This is a genomic window from Marinobacter psychrophilus (genome assembly GCF_001043175.1).
Classification (GTDB): domain Bacteria; phylum Pseudomonadota; class Gammaproteobacteria; order Pseudomonadales; family Oleiphilaceae; genus Marinobacter; species Marinobacter psychrophilus.
The window spans coordinates 2,879,073-2,895,363 of sequence record NZ_CP011494.1 but is presented as its reverse complement, the minus strand read 5'-3'; the positions used below and the strand labels follow the sequence as shown (position 1 = coordinate 2,895,363).

The 16,291-nt window shown below is 56.0% G+C and carries 15 protein-coding genes; 10 read left to right on the top strand and 5 right to left on the bottom strand.

Going from position 1 to position 16,291, the window contains the following annotated elements:
- Positions 1-10 precede the first annotated feature (10 nt).
- The 9 genes from ABA45_RS13030 (at position 11) to ABA45_RS12990 (ending at position 10,955) form a co-directional block, all read left to right on the top strand.
- Positions 11-1,381 (top strand): N-acetylmuramoyl-L-alanine amidase, encoded by a 1,371-nt coding sequence (locus ABA45_RS13030; protein ID WP_048386749.1) that lies wholly within the window; start codon positions 11-13, stop codon positions 1,379-1,381.
- A gap of 44 nt (positions 1,382-1,425) precedes the next feature.
- Positions 1,426-3,327: a DNA mismatch repair endonuclease MutL gene (mutL, locus tag ABA45_RS13025; RefSeq protein WP_048386748.1), complete on the top strand. Its 1,902-nt coding sequence runs from the start codon at positions 1,426-1,428 to the stop codon at positions 3,325-3,327.
- Entirely contained in the window at positions 3,327-4,385 is a 1,059-nt protein-coding gene (miaA, locus tag ABA45_RS13020; RefSeq protein ID WP_048386746.1) for a tRNA (adenosine(37)-N6)-dimethylallyltransferase MiaA, read from the top strand. The genes mutL and miaA overlap by 1 nt, the downstream gene beginning before the upstream one ends.
- Before the next feature lie 36 nt (positions 4,386-4,421).
- Positions 4,422-4,685, top strand: a complete 264-nt coding sequence (gene hfq / locus ABA45_RS13015) for an RNA chaperone Hfq (protein WP_048386744.1) — start codon at positions 4,422-4,424, stop codon at positions 4,683-4,685.
- Positions 4,686-4,817: 132 nt separating this feature from the next.
- Positions 4,818-6,116, top strand: a complete 1,299-nt coding sequence (hflX, locus tag ABA45_RS13010; protein ID WP_048386742.1) for a ribosome rescue GTPase HflX — start codon at positions 4,818-4,820, stop codon at positions 6,114-6,116.
- 78 nt (positions 6,117-6,194) lie between these two features.
- Entirely contained in the window at positions 6,195-7,382 is a 1,188-nt protein-coding gene (gene hflK / locus ABA45_RS13005; protein ID WP_048386741.1) for an FtsH protease activity modulator HflK, read from the top strand.
- 2 nt (positions 7,383-7,384) lie between these two features.
- Positions 7,385-8,260 carry a protease modulator HflC gene (gene hflC / locus ABA45_RS13000; RefSeq protein ID WP_048386738.1) on the top strand — a complete coding sequence of 292 codons (876 nt, stop codon included), beginning with the start codon at positions 7,385-7,387 and terminating at the stop codon, positions 8,258-8,260.
- Positions 8,261-8,391: 131 nt separating this feature from the next.
- A complete protein-coding gene (locus ABA45_RS12995) occupies positions 8,392-9,573 on the top strand; it encodes an ATP phosphoribosyltransferase regulatory subunit (protein WP_048386736.1) in 1,182 nt (393 codons plus the stop codon).
- An 86-nt stretch (positions 9,574-9,659) separates the two neighbouring features.
- The gene (locus tag ABA45_RS12990; RefSeq protein WP_014872032.1) at positions 9,660-10,955 is read left to right on the top strand and encodes an adenylosuccinate synthase; all 1,296 of its coding nucleotides are present in this window, start codon (positions 9,660-9,662) and stop codon (positions 10,953-10,955) included.
- Between the two features lie 80 nt (positions 10,956-11,035).
- On the opposite strand, the gene cmoB is transcribed toward ABA45_RS12990, so the two are convergent.
- Genes cmoB through ABA45_RS12970 form a run of 4 tightly spaced genes read right to left on the bottom strand, consistent with a single transcriptional unit; the run spans position 11,036 to position 14,236 of the window.
- Positions 11,036-12,031 carry a tRNA 5-methoxyuridine(34)/uridine 5-oxyacetic acid(34) synthase CmoB gene (cmoB, locus tag ABA45_RS12985; RefSeq protein ID WP_048386734.1) on the bottom strand — a complete coding sequence of 332 codons (996 nt, stop codon included), beginning with the start codon at positions 12,029-12,031 and terminating at the stop codon, positions 11,036-11,038.
- Positions 12,028-12,783, bottom strand: coding sequence for a carboxy-S-adenosyl-L-methionine synthase CmoA (gene cmoA / locus ABA45_RS12980; RefSeq protein WP_048386732.1), 756 nt, complete (start codon positions 12,781-12,783; stop codon positions 12,028-12,030). The genes cmoB and cmoA overlap by 4 nt, the downstream gene beginning before the upstream one ends.
- Positions 12,776-13,156, bottom strand: coding sequence for a hypothetical protein (locus ABA45_RS12975; RefSeq protein ID WP_048386730.1), 381 nt, complete (start codon positions 13,154-13,156; stop codon positions 12,776-12,778). The genes cmoA and ABA45_RS12975 overlap by 8 nt, the downstream gene beginning before the upstream one ends.
- A 54-nt stretch (positions 13,157-13,210) precedes the next feature.
- The gene (locus ABA45_RS12970; protein WP_227506033.1) at positions 13,211-14,236 is read right to left on the bottom strand and encodes a serine/threonine protein kinase; all 1,026 of its coding nucleotides are present in this window, start codon (positions 14,234-14,236) and stop codon (positions 13,211-13,213) included.
- 141 nt (positions 14,237-14,377) lie between these two features.
- On the opposite strand from ABA45_RS12970, the gene ABA45_RS12965 reads away from it, so the two are divergent.
- Positions 14,378-15,499, top strand: coding sequence for an NAD(P)/FAD-dependent oxidoreductase (locus tag ABA45_RS12965; RefSeq protein WP_048386726.1), 1,122 nt, complete (start codon positions 14,378-14,380; stop codon positions 15,497-15,499).
- Here ABA45_RS12965 and ABA45_RS12960 read toward each other — a convergent pair.
- Positions 15,496-16,254: a ComF family protein gene (locus tag ABA45_RS12960; protein ID WP_048386724.1), complete on the bottom strand. Its 759-nt coding sequence runs from the start codon at positions 16,252-16,254 to the stop codon at positions 15,496-15,498. The two genes, ABA45_RS12965 and ABA45_RS12960, sit on opposite strands and share 4 nt — an antisense overlap.
- Positions 16,255-16,291 lie beyond the last annotated feature (37 nt).

Genomic DNA, 16,291 nt, shown 5'->3' with positions numbered 1-16,291 from the left:
GGGACGTTCAATGGCTTATTTCTATAACAGGATCTGCAGCAGAACCGTGCTGGCTTTTCTGGCCCTCAACCTGCTACTTCTCACGCAGGTGGCTCAGGCAGGTACCCGTGTGGAAGGCCTGCGAATCTGGCCGGCGCCGGATCACACTCGCTTGGTCATCGATACGGCCAGCGAAGTAGATCACACTATTTTCGCGCTGGAGGGCCCAGACCGCCTGGTTATTGATTTGAAAGACACCCGGTTGCAGACGAGCCTGGACAAGCTGGACTTGTCTGGCAGCCCTATCCGCCGTATTCGCAGTGCGGTGCGCAATGGTAATGATCTGAGGGTTGTGCTGGATCTGCAAAAAAGCGTGAAGCCTCGCAGTTTTTTATTAAAACCGAACCAGCAATATGGCCACCGCTTGGTGGTAGACCTGATAGATGAGGGCGGCACCCGAGTTGATAGGGCTAAGGCGGCAAAGCCGACCATTACCCACGACCCCGCGGGTAAGCGCGACATTGTGATAGTGATTGACGCTGGCCACGGCGGTGAAGATCCGGGCGCTATCGGGCCCCGCGGTACGCGTGAAAAAGACGTGGTGCTGAGCATGGCTAAAACCCTGCACGACCTTATCAACAGCCGCCCGGGTTACAGCGCCAAGCTGACCCGTACCGGCGACTACTACATTGGCCTGCGTAATCGCACGCTTCTGGCTCGTAAATACAACGCCGACCTTTTTGTGTCAGTGCATGCGGATGCGTTCCGCACGCCACAGCCAAAAGGGGCATCGGTATTTGCTCTGTCGCAACGGGGAGCGACCAGTGAGACTGCACGCTGGTTGGCGCAAAGCGAAAACCGCTCTGACCTGATTGGCGGCTCAGGCGTCTCGCTGGAAGGCCGCGATGACACCCTTGCCGGGGTTCTTCTGGACCTGTCTATGACCGCTAGCATTAACGCCAGCCTGGGCGTGGGTAGCGCAATACTGGGGCAGTTGGGGGCTGTGACCGAACTTCACAAGCCCGGCGTAGAGCAGGCCTCTTTTGTGGTGCTCAAATCGCCGGACATACCGTCCATATTGGTGGAGGCTGGCTTCATCTCGAACCCTCAGGAAGAAAAAAACTTGTCCACAGAGCTTTATCGCAAGCGCTTATCTGCTGCGATTATGACCGGTATCGACGGCTATTTCCGCAAAACACCGCCACCGGGTACGCTGCTGGCGTGGCAGAAGCAGAACGGCCAGATGCAGAACCGCGTGAGCCGCTACCGCATCCAGCGAGGTGACACTCTTTCTGATCTGGCGCGGGAAAATCAGCTGTCCGTGCGTGAGCTTATGCACCTTAACGACATGCAGAGTGACCGTGTTATGGTAGGCCAGACCATTACTATTCCTGCCAGCTGAGCGTTTAGCTCAAGAATTCGTTGCAAAAGAGGTCCGCGCTAGCCATGCCCCATATACATTTGCTGTCCCCCCGGCTCGCGAACCAGATTGCTGCCGGTGAGGTGGTGGAACGGCCGGCGTCGGTGGTTAAAGAATTGATAGAAAATGCTCTGGATGCGGGTGCCAGTAGGGTGGATGTGGACATTGAACAGGGCGGCGTCAAGCTGATTCGGGTGCGCGACGACGGCTGTGGCATCGCCGCTGAAGACCTGTCTTTGGCCCTGAGCCGCCACGCCACCAGCAAAATTACCAGTCTGGACGACCTTGAAGCAGTCGCGTCGCTGGGTTTCCGCGGCGAGGCACTGGCCAGTATCAGTTCCGTATCTCGCCTGAGCCTGACTTCGCGCACCGAAAATCAGGAAGCTGCAAGCAAAGTCGAAGTAGAAGGCCGCGAGATGGACGCGCACGTATCGCCGGCGGCGCACCCGGTGGGCTCCACGGTAGAAGTTCGCGATCTGTTTTTTAACACGCCGGCGAGGCGCAAATTTTTGCGTACTGAAAAAACTGAGTTTGGCCACGTAGAAGAGTGCGTTCGGCGCCAGGCTCTAAGTTGCTTCGATACCGGTTTCAATCTGCGCCACAACCAGCGCGCCGTGCAAAACCTGCGACCGGCCCTGTCAGAACTAGATAAAGAACGGCGTATTGCGTCGCTTTGTGGTCAGCAGTTTATTGACAATGCAGTGGTTATTAACGCCGAAGCCACCGGGTTGAAGCTTTGGGGCTGGGTTGCCTTGCCCACCTTTTCCCGCAGCCAGGCTGACCTTCAGTACTTTTTCGTCAACGGTCGTGTGATTCGTGACCGCCTGGTGGCGCATGCTGTCCGCCAGGCCTACCGTGATGTGCTTTATAACAATCGTCACGCTGCTTTTGTGCTGTATCTGGAAGTAGACCCGGGATCGGTGGACGTTAATGTTCACCCCACCAAAGGTGAGGTGCGCTTCCGCGATGGTCGTCTGATCCACGACTTTTTGTTTCGTACTTTGCACAAAGCGCTGGCAGACGTGCGCCCGGACGACCACCTGCGTGGCGCGGTAGCGCAGTCTCTGGGTCGCGAAAACGCGGTTGCAACTGGAACGGGGGTTGCGGCTTCGGCTGAAGGGCTTCCTTTGCCAGGATCGGCCGCAAGTGAATCAGCTTTGGGCTACCCTGGCGGTCTCAAGCGAACGCCTGGCCAAGTGACACATGCAGATCCGCAACATCAGTGGCAGGCCAGTGACCAGCTCGGTTTTTATAAGGCCCTGAATGCCGGGGGCGGTGTGTCTGCAGGCCACCAGGCAAGCGTTGCCGCTCACTCTCCGCAAATGCCCGAAGACAGCGAACAAGAGCCGCCCTTGGGCTATGCCATTGCTCAGTTGCACGGTATTTATATTCTGGCACAGAGCCGCGCCGGATTGATTATGGTGGATATGCATGCGGCGCACGAGCGCATTACGTATGAGCGCATGAAACAGGCGTTGGCTCAGCAGGATCTGAAAAGCCAGCCTTTGTTGGTGCCGCTATCGCTGGCAGTCAGCCAAAAAGAGGCCGGACTTGTTGAGACCCACGGCGATGAGCTGCAACAGTTGGGCCTGGTAATTGAGCGCATTGGGCCAGAGACGCTGGCGGTGCGACAAATTCCGGCGTTGTTGCGCGGTGCCGATGGTGAGCAGCTGGTGCGGGATGTGCTGTCTGATTTGATTGAGCATGGCCGGAGTGACAGGGTTGAGGCGGTGACTCAGGAATTATTGGGCACCATGGCGTGCCACGGCTCGGTGCGGGCCAACCGCCAGTTGACCATTCCGGAAATGAACTCGCTGCTGCGGGATATGGAGTCCACTGAACGTAGCGGTCAATGCAACCACGGCCGCCCAACCTGGACAGTGATGACGCTGGCCGAGTTGGATAAACTGTTTCTGCGGGGGCGTTGATGAACGCTGTCGGTTTTGCCGATCAATCCGCGGCTGCAGCACTGCCGCCTGTTATTTTTATTATGGGCCCGACCGCCTCGGGTAAAACGGACCTGGCTCTTCAGCTCTGTCAGCACTTACCCTGCGATATTATCAGCGTGGATTCGGCGATGATTTATCGCGGTATGGATATTGGTACGGCCAAGCCCAGCGCTGCCGAGCTGGCGCTGGCGCCTCACCGTCTGATTGATATCTGTGACGCCGCTGATACCTATTCTGCGGCTGATTTCCGCCGCGATGCGCTGATCGAAATGGCTGAGATCACGGCAGTGGGTCGTATTCCGTTGTTAGTGGGTGGCACCATGATGTATTTCAAAGCGTTGCTTCATGGCATGTCTGATCTGCCGTCGGCGAATCCGCAAGTGCGTGAGCAGCTGGTGCAACAGGCTCAAGTGCAGGGTTGGGAGGCGCTGCACCGGGAGTTAGCGGCGGCGGACCCGGTTGCGGCTCGCCTTATTCACCCTAATAACCGCCAGCGGCTGATCCGCGCGTTGGAAGTACAACGCTTGACCGGGCAGCCGATTTCGTCATTTTGGCAAGCACCGCCAGCAGCAACTGCGAACGTCGCGGATGCTAGCGCTGCTGATAACGAGAATTACACTTATTTCACCGGTTGGCAGGCAGACGCAGGCTCTAGCCTTCCGTATACTATAACTCAGTTGGTTGTCGCGCCGCAGCAGCGCCAGATACTGCACGATCGTATTAATCAGCGTTTTCTGGCTATGCTGGATGCAGGTCTCTTGAGTGAAGTTGAAGGTTTGATGGCTCGCGGTGATCTTGATCCCTCTATGCCATCCATGCGCTGTGTCGGTTACCGCCAGGCATGGGAGCACTTGTCCGGCCAGTGCGACCACACAGCCTTTGTGGACAAAGGCGTTGCCGCCACCCGTCAATTGGCCAAGCGACAGCTAACCTGGCTGCGAAAATGGCCAGATGCGTTCTGGCTGAGCAGTGATAACAAAGATATCGTTGCGGATGCCTTGAAAAAAGCCGGTCTTAACACCACATTTAATACTTGAATTGACGATCTGACTTACTCAAACAGGAGAATACACATGTCAAAAGGGCATTCTTTACAAGACCCTTACCTGAATGCACTGCGAAAAGAGCGCATTCCCGTTTCTATTTTTTTGGTCAATGGCATCAAATTGCAGGGCCAGATCGAATCTTTTGACCAATTTGTTATTTTGCTGAAAAATACCGTCAGTCAGATGGTCTATAAGCATGCTATATCTACCGTTGTGCCGGCAAGAAATGTTCGCATTCCGCCGCAGAACCCCGCAGGCGAGGGCGAGGACGAGGGCGAGTCTGAAGACTGATTCTTGTGTCCTGTTATGCGAGTTCCAGTGGTACACCCGCGCTCCTGACGAACCCCAGGGTTTCAGCGGGAACGCGGGTGTTTGTTTATATGAATCCGACTTTCTGATTGAGTAATCCGGAGAAACTGCCCATTGTTTGAGCGTCCTGACGTTGGTGAGCGTGCGGTTCTGGTCAATATTGATTTTACCGCGCACGATGGTAACGAAGACCCAGGCGAATTCCGCGAGCTGGTCATTTCTGCTGGTGTAGAACCGGTGGGTACAGTCACTGGATCGCGCAAGCAGCCGAGCCCGCGCTTTTTTGTGGGTGATGGCAAGCTTGAGGAAATTCGCGATGCGGTAGCCGCCGCAGAAGCCGACGTGGTGCTTTTCAATCATTCCCTAAGCCCAAGTCAAGAGCGTAATATCGAGCGCGAACTGCAGTGCAGGGTTTTAGATCGCACTGGCGTTATTCTGGACATTTTTGCCCAGCGCGCCCGCACCCACGAAGGCAAGCTGCAGGTAGAGCTTGCACAGCTTCAGCACATGTCAACGCGTCTGGTGCGGGGTTGGACTCACCTGGAACGTCAAAAAGGCGGTATTGGCCTGCGTGGCCCCGGCGAGACCCAGCTTGAAACCGATCGCCGGTTGCTGCGCGAGCGTATCAAGTCGATTAACAAGCGCCTTGAAAAAGTACGCAGACAGCGCGATCAAGGGCGTCGGGCGCGGGTGAGGGCAGATTTGCCCACGGTGTCGCTGGTTGGTTATACCAACGCTGGAAAGTCTACACTATTCAATCGAATCACCAGTTCCGACGTATATACTGCTGACCAGTTATTTGCGACGCTCGACCCAACTATGCGGCGCCTGGAACTACCGGATATCGGTGCGGTCATTCTGGCGGATACTGTGGGCTTCATCCGTCACTTGCCACACAAACTGGTGGAATCGTTTCGCGCCACATTGGAAGAAACGAACGAAGCCGCGCTGCTGTTGCATGTGATTGATTGTCACGACGAACGTCGCGATGACAATATAGCTCAGGTAGAAGATGTTCTGGCGGAAATCGGAGCTGACGACGTGCCGGTCCTGCAAGTGTTTAACAAAACGGATCTGCTAGACGAGTTTGTTCCGCGAGTGGATCGCAATCAAGAAGGCGTGCCGGTGAGGGCCTGGGTATCGGCCGTTACCGGGGACGGTTTACAGGGGCTTTTTGATGCCGTTGTAGAGCGCCTGGCGCAAGACGTTGTGCATCATTTTGTTGTGCTGGGACCGGCCGATGGCAAGTTCCGTGCGCTGCTTCATGAAGCGGGTTCGGTATTGAGCGAGTCCAGCCGGGAAACCGGTGAAACCATACTGGAAGTGCGATTGCAAAACCGCGACTGGCATCAGCTACTGAGCCGGGCGGGAGTGCGGGAGGATGAACTGGTGTTTCGGGCAGGCTGCGAGTGACAACCATCGCCTATTGCCCGTAAGCCAGTAAATCCCTAGTATTTGCAGCCATTCGACATGTTAGGAACGGAGAGTACTATGGCCTGGAATGAACCGGGTGGAAACCGCAACGATAACGACCCTTGGGGCAACGGTGGTCGTGGCGGCAAAGATCAGGGACCACCAGATCTCGACGAAGCGCTGAAAAGAGGCCTTGATAAGCTCAGCAGCCTTCTGGGTGGTAAAGGCAAAGGCAGCAACTCCGGCGGCGGCGGCAACATGGGCATCGGCGGCAAGTCCGGTGGCGTTGGTGCCGGTCTGGCATTGGCGGGCATACTTGTGGTCGGCTATGTTATCTTTCAGTCGTTCTACACGGTTGACGAGCAGGAACGTGCCGTAGTTCTGCGTTTCGGTGAGTATGATCGTACCGAAACCCCGGGCTTGCAATTTAAAGTGCCGCTCATTGACGACGTCACGAAAGTCGGCGTAACCAACGTTCGCACCGCCCAGACAAGCGGCCAGATGTTGACTCAAGACGAAAATCTGGTAACCGTCGAATTGCAGGTTCAGTATCGGGTAGGCGATGCTAAATCCTACGTTCTGAACGTGCGTGACTCCAATCAGGCTTTGGCGTTTGCCACCGACAGTGCGCTGCGCCACGAAGTGGGCAGCGCAACGCTGGATGAGGTTCTGACCGAAGGCCGTGCTCAGCTCGGTGTAATGGTTGAACAGCGCCTGCAGAAATTTCTGGTCGATTACGGCACAGGCCTGGAAATTGTACGAGTCAACGTGGAAAGCACTCAGCCTCCACCTGCGGTGCAGGACGCCTTCCGCGAAGTCCAGCGCGCCCGTGAAGACGAACAGCGAGTGAAAGAAGAAGCGGAAACTTACCGAAATAAGGTGGTTCCCGAAGCCCGTGGTGAAGCTCAACGCATGATTGAAGAAGCCAACGCCTACAAAGCGCAGGTAACCGAACGTGCCAACGGTGAAACGGCTCGCTTCCTGGAGCTGCTTGCGGTGTATCAGCTGTCGCCGGTCGTTACCCGCGAGCGGATGTATCTGCAGACCATGGAGACTGTGCTGTCAAACAGCAGCAAAGTGTTGATTGATACTGAAAGCAGCGGCAACATGATGCTGTTGCCTCTGGATCGGTTGACCCAAGGCGCAGCGGCATCACTCAGGGGTAATAGCGACAGCGCTTCTCGGGCAGATATCCAGGATGTCACCAATCAGGTAATCCAGGAAATGAACACTCGTCAAGACACCAACGCCCGAAGGAGCAGATAATCATGGGACCTAAAAGTATTGTTGGTCTTGCAGGCGCCCTGATTGCTGTCCTGCTGGTATTGTCGAGCGTGTTTATTATTCCGGAGACTCACCGCGGCGTAAAACTACGTTTTGGTGAGCTGGTGCAGACCGATATTCAGGCTGGCATTCACTTTAAAGTGCCTGTGATTGACCAAGTGCGTGAGTTCGACATCCGTATTTTGACCATGGACCTGCCAACGCGGCAGTACCTGACGGTTGAAAAGAAACCGCTGGATGTAGATTCTTACATCGCCTGGAAGATTCGTGACGTCGACCAGTTCTATCGTGCCACCGGTGGCGACGAATTTCGTGCTCAGTCGCTGCTGTTGTCACGGGTGGACAACGGCCTGCGCGACGAGTTCGGTGTTCGCACCATGGTGGAGGTGGTTTCTGGTGAGCGCGATGAGCTGATGATGAACCTGATTGACCTGGTCAACCAAACCTCCGTTAGCGAGTTTGGCATCGAAGTGCGGGACATACGGGTGAAAGGTATAGAATTTCCTGGCCAAGTTAGTGAGAACGTTTTCCGCCGTATGGCGACAGAACGGATGAAACTGGCGCAGGAATTTCGTTCCCGCGGTCGTGAATTGGGAGAAGGCATTCGTGCTGACGCCGACCGCCAGCGCACCGTCGTTCTGGCAGAGGCGTTCGCTCGTTCAGAAACGACTCGGGGTGAAGGTGACGGACAAGCGGCAAGAACTTATGCCGACGCCTACGGCTCGAACCCAGACTTCTTCAGTTTCTATCGAAGCCTAGAAGCTTACCGTAATACCTTTGCGAACAAGGACGACCTGCTGGTGATCGACGCCAACAGCGATTTCCTTAAGTTCCTTAGGGACCCCCAGGGCGCTAATTAAGCCCAGGTAGAAAACGAAAAAACCGGAATACTCAGGTGTTCCGGTTTTTTTGTGTCTGCCGAGAGTGTAGACTCTGACCGGTTTGGGGTCCGGGACGCTCCCGGCATGGCTAAAACAGATAATGGAATCTCATGACAGTATCTGATCGCTGGCTGTTGCCAGACGGTGTCGAGGATATTCTGCCGCCCCTGGCGGGTCAGATTGAATCCTTGCGCCGCAACATTATGGACGTATGTCAGCATTGGGGTTACCAACTGGTGATTCCTCCGCTGATAGAGTACCTGGAGTCACTGTTTACCGGCACAGGGCATGATCTGGAGTTACAAACGTTCAAGTTGACGGACCAACTGACGGGCCGAATGATGGGTGTGCGTGCCGATATGACGCCTCAGGCTGCGCGCATTGACGCCCATACTCTGGCGGAGGAGGGTATTACCCGGCTGTGTTACGTCGGGCACGTGTTACACACCCGTCCCCGGCACATGTTGACAGGCCGTACACCTATCCAGGCCGGCTGCGAATTGTTTGGCAGCAGCTCTGAAAGCGCCGACATGGAAATTATCAGTCTGGCGCTGGAAGCGTTGAGTGTTGCCGGTCTGCCGGCAATCCACATGGACCTGGCCCACGTGGCCATCTATCAGCACCTGATCGCCGATGCCGGTTTTGACCGCGAGACCGAAGCTGCAGTGTTTGACGCCATGGGCCGTAAGTCCCTGCCCGAACTAAACATTTTGTTGGGTGACGAAGCAGCTAACAGCGCTGGTGGACGCTTGCGCCGGCTGGCCGCCGTCAGCGGCGGTCGTAAGGCGCTGGATCAGGCCCGTGATATTGTTCAGGGTGCTTCAGTCGAGCTCGACGCGGCGCTGGATCAACTGGGTCGGGTGGCTGATACTCTTAGCCAACAGTTTCCGGGCATTCGCCTGGGCTTCGACTTCTGTGAATTACGTGGTTACAACTACCACACCGGCCTTGTGTTTGCGGCTTATGTGCCCGGCCATGGCGACGCAGTTGCCAAAGGCGGCCGTTACGATGCCATTGGCAGTGACTTTGGCCGTTCACGGCCGGCAACCGGTTTCAGCCTGGACATTCGCGCGCTGGTGGCTCTGGGCAGCAGCACGGTGCCTACGCAAGGCGCAATCTGGGCTCCGGTGAACCCTGATCCCACACTGGCCGTGGCCATTGCGGAATTACGACGCAGCGATACGGTTATCCGCGCACTGCCGGAAGACCACAACTGCGACCCTGGCGCTCGCGGCTGCGACCGCCAGCTGGTGAAGTATCAAGGCCAGTGGATTGTTGAAAAACTCGGCTGACGCGGCATCGCGTCGGTATTTATTGCACTTTTAATAGTCAAACTTGCGAGCCGTTCATTGTTGGCCGGCCGCACAGAGAGAGAATCATGGGCAAAAACGTTGTTGTGCTGGGTACCCAATGGGGTGACGAGGGTAAGGGCAAGATTGTAGACCTGTTAACCGAAAAAGTAGCCGCAGTTGTGCGCTTTCAGGGTGGCCACAACGCGGGTCATACGTTGGTGATTGAAGGCAAGAAAACCGCCTTGCACCTGATCCCGTCCGGCATTTTGCGTCAGGACGTTCAGTGCTTGATTGGTAACGGTGTGGTGCTCTCGCCGGAAGCGCTGTTGAAAGAAGTGCGGGAGCTGGAAAGCAACGGCGTTGCGGTTCGCGACCGTCTCAAAATCAGCCTGGCCTGCCCATTGATCCTGCGTACTCACGTGCGCATCGATGTGGCCCGTGAACACGCTCGTGGAAACGATAAAATCGGCACCACCGGCCGTGGCATCGGCCCCGCTTACGAAGACAAAGTGTCACGCCGAGGCCTGCGGGTGGGCGATTTGTGCAATATGGCTAATTTTGAAGTCAAGCTGCGCGAAATCATGAGCTACCACAATTTTGTACTGACCGAGTACTTCAAAGAAGAAGCCGAAGACGTAGATGCGGCTTTGGCCGAGTTGCGCCAGATGGGTGAAGAGATTCTGCCGATGGCTGCGGACGTCACCGATTTGCTGCACGATTACCGCAAACGTGGCGAACATATTATGTTCGAAGGCGCTCAGGGGTCTTTGCTGGACATCGATTTGGGCACCTATCCGTACGTGACCTCCTCCAATACTACGGCTGGCGGTACCGCGACAGGGTCTGGTTTCGGTCCGTTGTTTCTTGATTATGTGCTGGGAATCACTAAGGCCTACACCACTCGCGTTGGCGCTGGTCCGTTCCCCACCGAGCTGTTTGATGAAATGGGTAAGTACCTGTCGGTGAAAGGTAATGAAGTAGGCACAACCACCGGCCGTGCACGTCGCTGTGGCTGGTTTGACGCGGTTGCTTTGCGTCACGCTATTCAGATTAACAGTGTCTCGGGTATTTGCCTGACCAAGCTCGATGTTCTGGACGGCATGGACGTGGTTAAGGTGTGCATAGGCTACAAAACGCCGAATGGTGAAATTACCCGCCCGCCCATTGGCTGCGACACTTATAAAGACATTGAGCCGATTTATGTGGATCTGCCGGGATGGCATGAAAGCACGGTAGGGCTGACCCGTCTCGACCAGCTTCCCGAAAATGCTAGAGCCTATATTCGCTTCTTGGAAGAACAGATTGAAGCGCCGATTGACATCATTTCTACTGGCCCTGACCGGGTTGAAACGATTGTTCTGCGTCATCCGTTTGGTGAGTAATACTTCAGTTCCAGGAACAGATTTCAAATCTGTCCCTAATCTTTAAATCGGGGACAGATTTCAAATCTGTCCCCGGACTTTTAGTTGGGTTTGTTCGCAATCAGGGTCGCTCTTAGCGGGCCGGGATAACCTTCGATGGTGCGAGAGGGGTCATCGGGATCGAGAAAGTCCTGTAGTGAATTGAACCGCATCCAGTCGGTACTGCGTTGTTCTTCGGTGCTGGTGGCCGTCACATCCACCACCCGTGCATTGACAAAACCACAACGGTCTAGCCAGCGCAGCAGAGTAGCGCAACTGGGCAGAAACCAGACGTTGCGCATTTGGCCGTAGCGATCTTCCGGCATCATGCTGGCGCCTTCCGGGCCCTCTATTATCAGGGTTTCTAGCACCAACTCACCACCATTGCGCAGGGTGTCTTTAAGTTCCAGCAGATGGTCCAGTGGCGAGCGTCGGTGATACAAAACGCCCATAGAAAAAGTAGTATCAAAGGCCTGGAGTTTTAGCGGCAAGTCCTCAATGCGAAGTGGTAGCAGGTCCACCGGGGCATCGTTTAGATAGTTTTTTACCGCTAAAAACTGGAAGAGAAATAACAGTCCCGGATCAATGCCAATCACCCGCGCGGCGCCGGCGCCGTGCATGCGCCAACAGTGATAGCCAGAGCCGCAACCAACGTCCAGCACCTGGCGCCCGTGCAGGTCAGCCAGAAACGGAGCCACTCGGTTCCATTTCCAGTCTGAGCGCCACTCGGTATCAATCGCGATTCCAAAAAAATCAAACGGGCCTTTGCGCCAGGGCATCAAGCCCCGTAATCCCGTTTCCAGATCTGCAGATTGTTCCCGGGTCAGGGTTTGGCCGACGCGCAGGGTCACGGCAGGTGCATCCAGTCTGGGTTGCACATTCGGCAGCGGCGGCAGTAAATTCAACGCATTTTGCCAGCGTGGAACGTCGCCGTGAGGCGTTTCATCAAAGCGTTGAGTCAGCTGCTGACGAATCTGCGTGGCCCAAGCGCCATGATTCTGCTGCTCAAGGTGTTTGAACAGGTCGTCATAACAGGTCTGCCAGTTGAAATAGCTCATTTAATGGCCAGAATTGAGACGAAATTGAAGCACTGGTACCACACCAGCGCCCTTTCAAAACCGGCTTTTAAAAGTCGTTGGCGATGGGATTCCAGAGTTTCCGGAATCATTACGTGCTCTATGGCGCTACGTTTCTGGCTAATTTCCAGATCTGAATAGCCGTTGGCACGTTTGAATTCGTGATGTAGGCGAGTTTGTATTTCCTGATCGGTGTCGTCGTCAAAGCGCAGTTTTTCCGACAGAATCAGCGCGCCACCCGGACGTGTGGCCTGGGCAATGCGCGTCAGCAGATCTGCGCGATCGGCGAGCGGCACAAACTGCAGGGTGAAATTGAGGGTGGTCACCGAGGCGTTGCATAGATCGGTGTTTAGTATATTTTCACAGCGGAGGCTGACCGGCAATGGGTGGTCATCCAGGGCAACGTAGTGCTGGCAGCGTTCGATCATCGCCACCGAGTTGTCGACACCAATGAGTTCGCAGTCGCGGTATTCGATGCCATGGCGCATGGCCAGGGTAGACGCTCCCAGCGAACAACCCAGATCATAGGCGTTGGTGCCGGGTTGAATGTACTGCTCGGTGATTACCTGAATCATTGGGATAATCGTGGTGTAGCCTGGTACTGAACGCCGGATCATATCCGGAAACACTCGCGCTACTGCGGCGTCAAAGCGGAAATCTTCCGGGTTGCGCTCGGTGGCAAACAGCCGGTCAGTGAGTTCCTGCGGCGCCACCGGTTTAGAGCGTTCAGTCATCGCTCTGGTCCCGTTGCCCCGGGTTTTCCGGCGCCGGCAGGGCCGACGGTCCGGTCGGTGAGGGACGCGAACAGCGCACACCACGATTCTTGTAATCCACCAGAACGCCGAGATAGGAAGGGTCGATATCGGCCGCAATGGCCAAGTAGCCATTCTCACATCTCGCGTGCAGTTCAGAGGCTTTTGATGACATGTTGAAGGATTCCCCAGGGGCGACCTGAATGGCCGTAAATTCAGCGATGGGGAGGTTCTCTTTATTGCCAGAATGATCAATTTTTCCGGTCACCTCCAGCACCAGTACCGAGCCGGCGATGGCGGCGATGGCGGTGAGAATCAAACTGCGGGTGGTATAGAGTTTTGAATCCTGACTCATATAGTGGCCTCTGTTAAATGTCTGAAAGAATTTAATTATAAATACGGAAAAGGCTCAGTATTGACCGGGCAGCGAAATCGACGGTGCCTGGAGGGCTGAAAGTTGCTCGCGCAACGACAATATCTGATCTGACCAGAAGCGCGGCTGGCCAAACCAAGGGAAAAACCGGGGAAAGGCCGGGTCGTCCCAGCGCTTCGCCAGCCAGGCGCAGTGGCCGATTTGGCGATAGCAGCGCAGCGGCTCAATCAGGTGGCGTTCGCGGCGATCAAAAGGCCGGAACATTTCATAACCCTCCAATATTTCGCCCAGTTGCGCTCCGCGCTCGTTGTCTTCACCGTTTAACAACAGCCACATATCCTGAATAGCGGGCCCGCTGCGGCAATCGTCCAAATCGACAAACAGCATCCTTTCCTCACGGCATAAAATATTGCCGGCGTGACAGTCGCCGTGCAGGCGCAATGTATTGATGTTGCCTGCGTCGTTAATACGGGTACGACATAAACGCAGTAGATCTGCCATCAGGCTGTCCCAAGCCGGGCGCAGGTCCCGCGGCACCCAGTTACCCTCAAGAAGCAGTTCGTTATGTTGCTCAATGCCGGCTGGTATTGACGCCACCGACAGGTCGGGGCGATGGCTGAATTTTCGGGCAGCGCCAACATTGTGAATCTGGCCGAGCCATTGGCCTAGCCGGTACAGCGTGTCTTCTACGCTGACATCCGGCGCCTGGCCACCGCGCTGGGGGAATACGGCGAACCGGAAAGGTCCACTCTGGCCCAAGGTATCGCCGTTGGGTAGGGTAAGTGGTGCAACCACGGGAATATCCGCGGCCTCCAGTTCTTTGGTGAAACTGTGCTCTTCGCGAATCGAGGCTTCGGTCCAGCGTCCTGGGCGATAAAATTTTGCAATCACTGGTGGGCCTTCGTCTAGCCCGATCTGATACACCCGGTTTTCATAACTGTTAAGCGCAAACAGGCGGCCGCTGACAGCAAAGCCTGCGTCTTCCATCGCATCTAAAAGCGCGTCTGGCTTCAGGGCATCGTATGGGTGCCCGGAAATCACATTGTCAGAATGTTCAGTCATGAGTTCGCTGCCACCATGAATTTGCCGGCCAGTATAACCGGTATCGTCGCTGGCGTAATCTTGACAGCGCACCTATGCCTCGCGGTTTTGGCTGATACAATCCCACAGTCCACAATAACGCTATTCAGCCGAGGGGGAATGATGGCCTTACCGTTGTTAATCGCAAAAACTGCCGTGATCGGGGCCGGTGTTGTTGGCTTGGCGGCGGCGCGCCGGCTGGCGCAACTGGGCCACGAAGTGATTGTGGTGGAAGCTGCCGGGCACATTGGTGAGGGTATTTCATCTCGCAACAGCGAGGTAATACACGCCGGCATTTATTACCCTCAGGATTCCCTGAAGGCGCGGCTGTGCGTGGCAGGTCGTGAACAACTTTACCAATACTGTCGCCAGCACAAGGTGAATGTCAGTAATTGCGGTAAGTGGCTGGTGGCCACCAGCGATACCCAGACCGAGCGCTTGGCGGGAATTCAGGCTCAAGCTGCTGGCAACGGGGTGGAGCTGGCTTTGCACGGCCGGGCTGAGATAAAAAAGGCACTGCCGGAGTTGACTGTTTTAGCCGGGTTGTGGTCGCCGCACACCGGAATTATCGACAGTCACGGGCTAATGTTGTCGTTGCAGGGAGATCTGGAAAGCGCTGGTGGCCAACTTGCTTTGCATACGCCGGTCAACGCTATTGACAGTGGCGACGCCGCAGCCGGCGGAAAGCACCGGCTGACGTTGGGTGGCGCTATGCCTTGCGTGTTGGAAGTAGACAACCTGATCAACGCGGCAGGGTTGGGTGCGGTCGCGCTAACTCGCAACTGGCAGGGGTTGCCCGCTAGCCAGAAACCGCAGCAGTGGTACGCCCGCGGCGTGTATTTTAGCTACAGCGGCCAGCATTCGTTTCGTCAGTTGGTGTATCCGCTGCCGGAACCCGGCGGTCTGGGTGTTCACTTGACTCTCGATCTGGCAGGTCAGATTCGTTTTGGCCCGGATGTGGAATGGATTGAACGTGAAGATTACAGCGTTCAATTGGAACGCAAGGCCGCCTTTGTCGACGCCATTCGCCAATGGTGGCCTGGGCTGAATCCGGAAAAATTACAGCCTGCCTACGCCGGTATTCGGCCAAAACTGGCGGGGCCAGACAGCGGCTTTCGTGATTTCCGCATCGATGGCCCGCTCCAGCATGGCGTGGCCGGGCTGGTAAATCTGTTTGGCATAGAATCGCCGGGGTTAACCGCTTGCCTGGCCATTGCCGATGAGGTCGCTGAGCGCCTGCGTTAGCCTGGAGTTCGCGCCAGCGCCCAGATCTGGATATGTTCAGCCCCGGCTTGCTGCAGCACATGCGCCAGTAAGCGCGCGGTGGCGCCGGTGGTTACAACATCATCGACAATCGCAATTCTTGGCGGAGGCGCGCCGGTGGTTTGAAATACGCCTTGCAGATTGGCTAACCGTTGTGCACGGCTCAACGTGCGTTGCGCTTGAACGGTGCGTTGACGCTGCACCAAATTGCCTGCCAGCGGAATATCCAGCCGCGTACCTAGCTGTTCTGCAATATCTCTGGCCTGATTAAAACCGCGTTGGCGCCTGCGCTGGGGATGCATGGGAGCGGGTATCAGTACATCCGGCCGAAGTTGCGGCTGGCGCAGCAGACTTTCGTGGGCCAATTCCGCCAGTGCGGCGGTCAGCGGGCGGGCATAGGCTCTTTGGCCCTGGTATTTGTAACGGCCGATCATTGCCGCCACCGGAAATTGGTAGCGCAGGGGCGCCAACGTTAAGTCAAACGCTGGTGGTCGCTGAATGCACTCGCCGCAAAGATGATCGGCTGCCGGAAACGGCAAGGGCAGTGCGCAACATCGGCAATGCCAGCGATTCCACGGCAGGTCGTTGTAACAGCCCTGACACAGACCGTTGCGGGCAACCGGGTTTAAACAGCCGACACAGCGCCCGGCTCGGCCCTCTTTGTTAACCAAAAAACCGCTTTTGCTGTTAACCAAAATTTTGTTTAGGGTTGACAGCCACGCCGATGGCTTTATCATTTGGCTTCTCCGTAAACCAAGAATCCTTGAAAGGTTA

What these genes read in the sequence shown, in the direction of transcription:
- ABA45_RS13030 (WP_048386749.1), top strand. Translation starts at nt 11, where the DNA reads ATGGCTTATTTCTATAACAGGATCTGCAGCAGAACCGTGCTGGCTTTT.
- mutL (WP_048386748.1), top strand. Translation starts at nt 1,426, where the DNA reads ATGCCCCATATACATTTGCTGTCCCCCCGGCTCGCGAACCAGATTGCT.
- miaA (WP_048386746.1), top strand. Translation starts at nt 3,327, where the DNA reads ATGAACGCTGTCGGTTTTGCCGATCAATCCGCGGCTGCAGCACTGCCG.
- hfq (WP_048386744.1), top strand. Translation starts at nt 4,422, where the DNA reads ATGTCAAAAGGGCATTCTTTACAAGACCCTTACCTGAATGCACTGCGA.
- hflK (WP_048386741.1), top strand. Translation starts at nt 6,195, where the DNA reads ATGGCCTGGAATGAACCGGGTGGAAACCGCAACGATAACGACCCTTGG.
- hflC (WP_048386738.1), top strand. Translation starts at nt 7,385, where the DNA reads ATGGGACCTAAAAGTATTGTTGGTCTTGCAGGCGCCCTGATTGCTGTC.
- ABA45_RS12995 (WP_048386736.1), top strand. Translation starts at nt 8,392, where the DNA reads ATGACAGTATCTGATCGCTGGCTGTTGCCAGACGGTGTCGAGGATATT.
- ABA45_RS12990 (WP_014872032.1), top strand. Translation starts at nt 9,660, where the DNA reads ATGGGCAAAAACGTTGTTGTGCTGGGTACCCAATGGGGTGACGAGGGT.
- cmoB (WP_048386734.1), bottom strand. Translation starts at nt 12,031, where the DNA reads ATGAGCTATTTCAACTGGCAGACCTGTTATGACGACCTGTTCAAACAC.
- cmoA (WP_048386732.1), bottom strand. Translation starts at nt 12,783, where the DNA reads ATGACTGAACGCTCTAAACCGGTGGCGCCGCAGGAACTCACTGACCGG.
- ABA45_RS12975 (WP_048386730.1), bottom strand. Translation starts at nt 13,156, where the DNA reads ATGAGTCAGGATTCAAAACTCTATACCACCCGCAGTTTGATTCTCACC.
- ABA45_RS12970 (WP_227506033.1), bottom strand. Translation starts at nt 14,236, where the DNA reads ATGACTGAACATTCTGACAATGTGATTTCCGGGCACCCATACGATGCC.
- ABA45_RS12965 (WP_048386726.1), top strand. Translation starts at nt 14,378, where the DNA reads ATGGCCTTACCGTTGTTAATCGCAAAAACTGCCGTGATCGGGGCCGGT.
- ABA45_RS12960 (WP_048386724.1), bottom strand. Translation starts at nt 16,254, where the DNA reads ATGATAAAGCCATCGGCGTGGCTGTCAACCCTAAACAAAATTTTGGTT.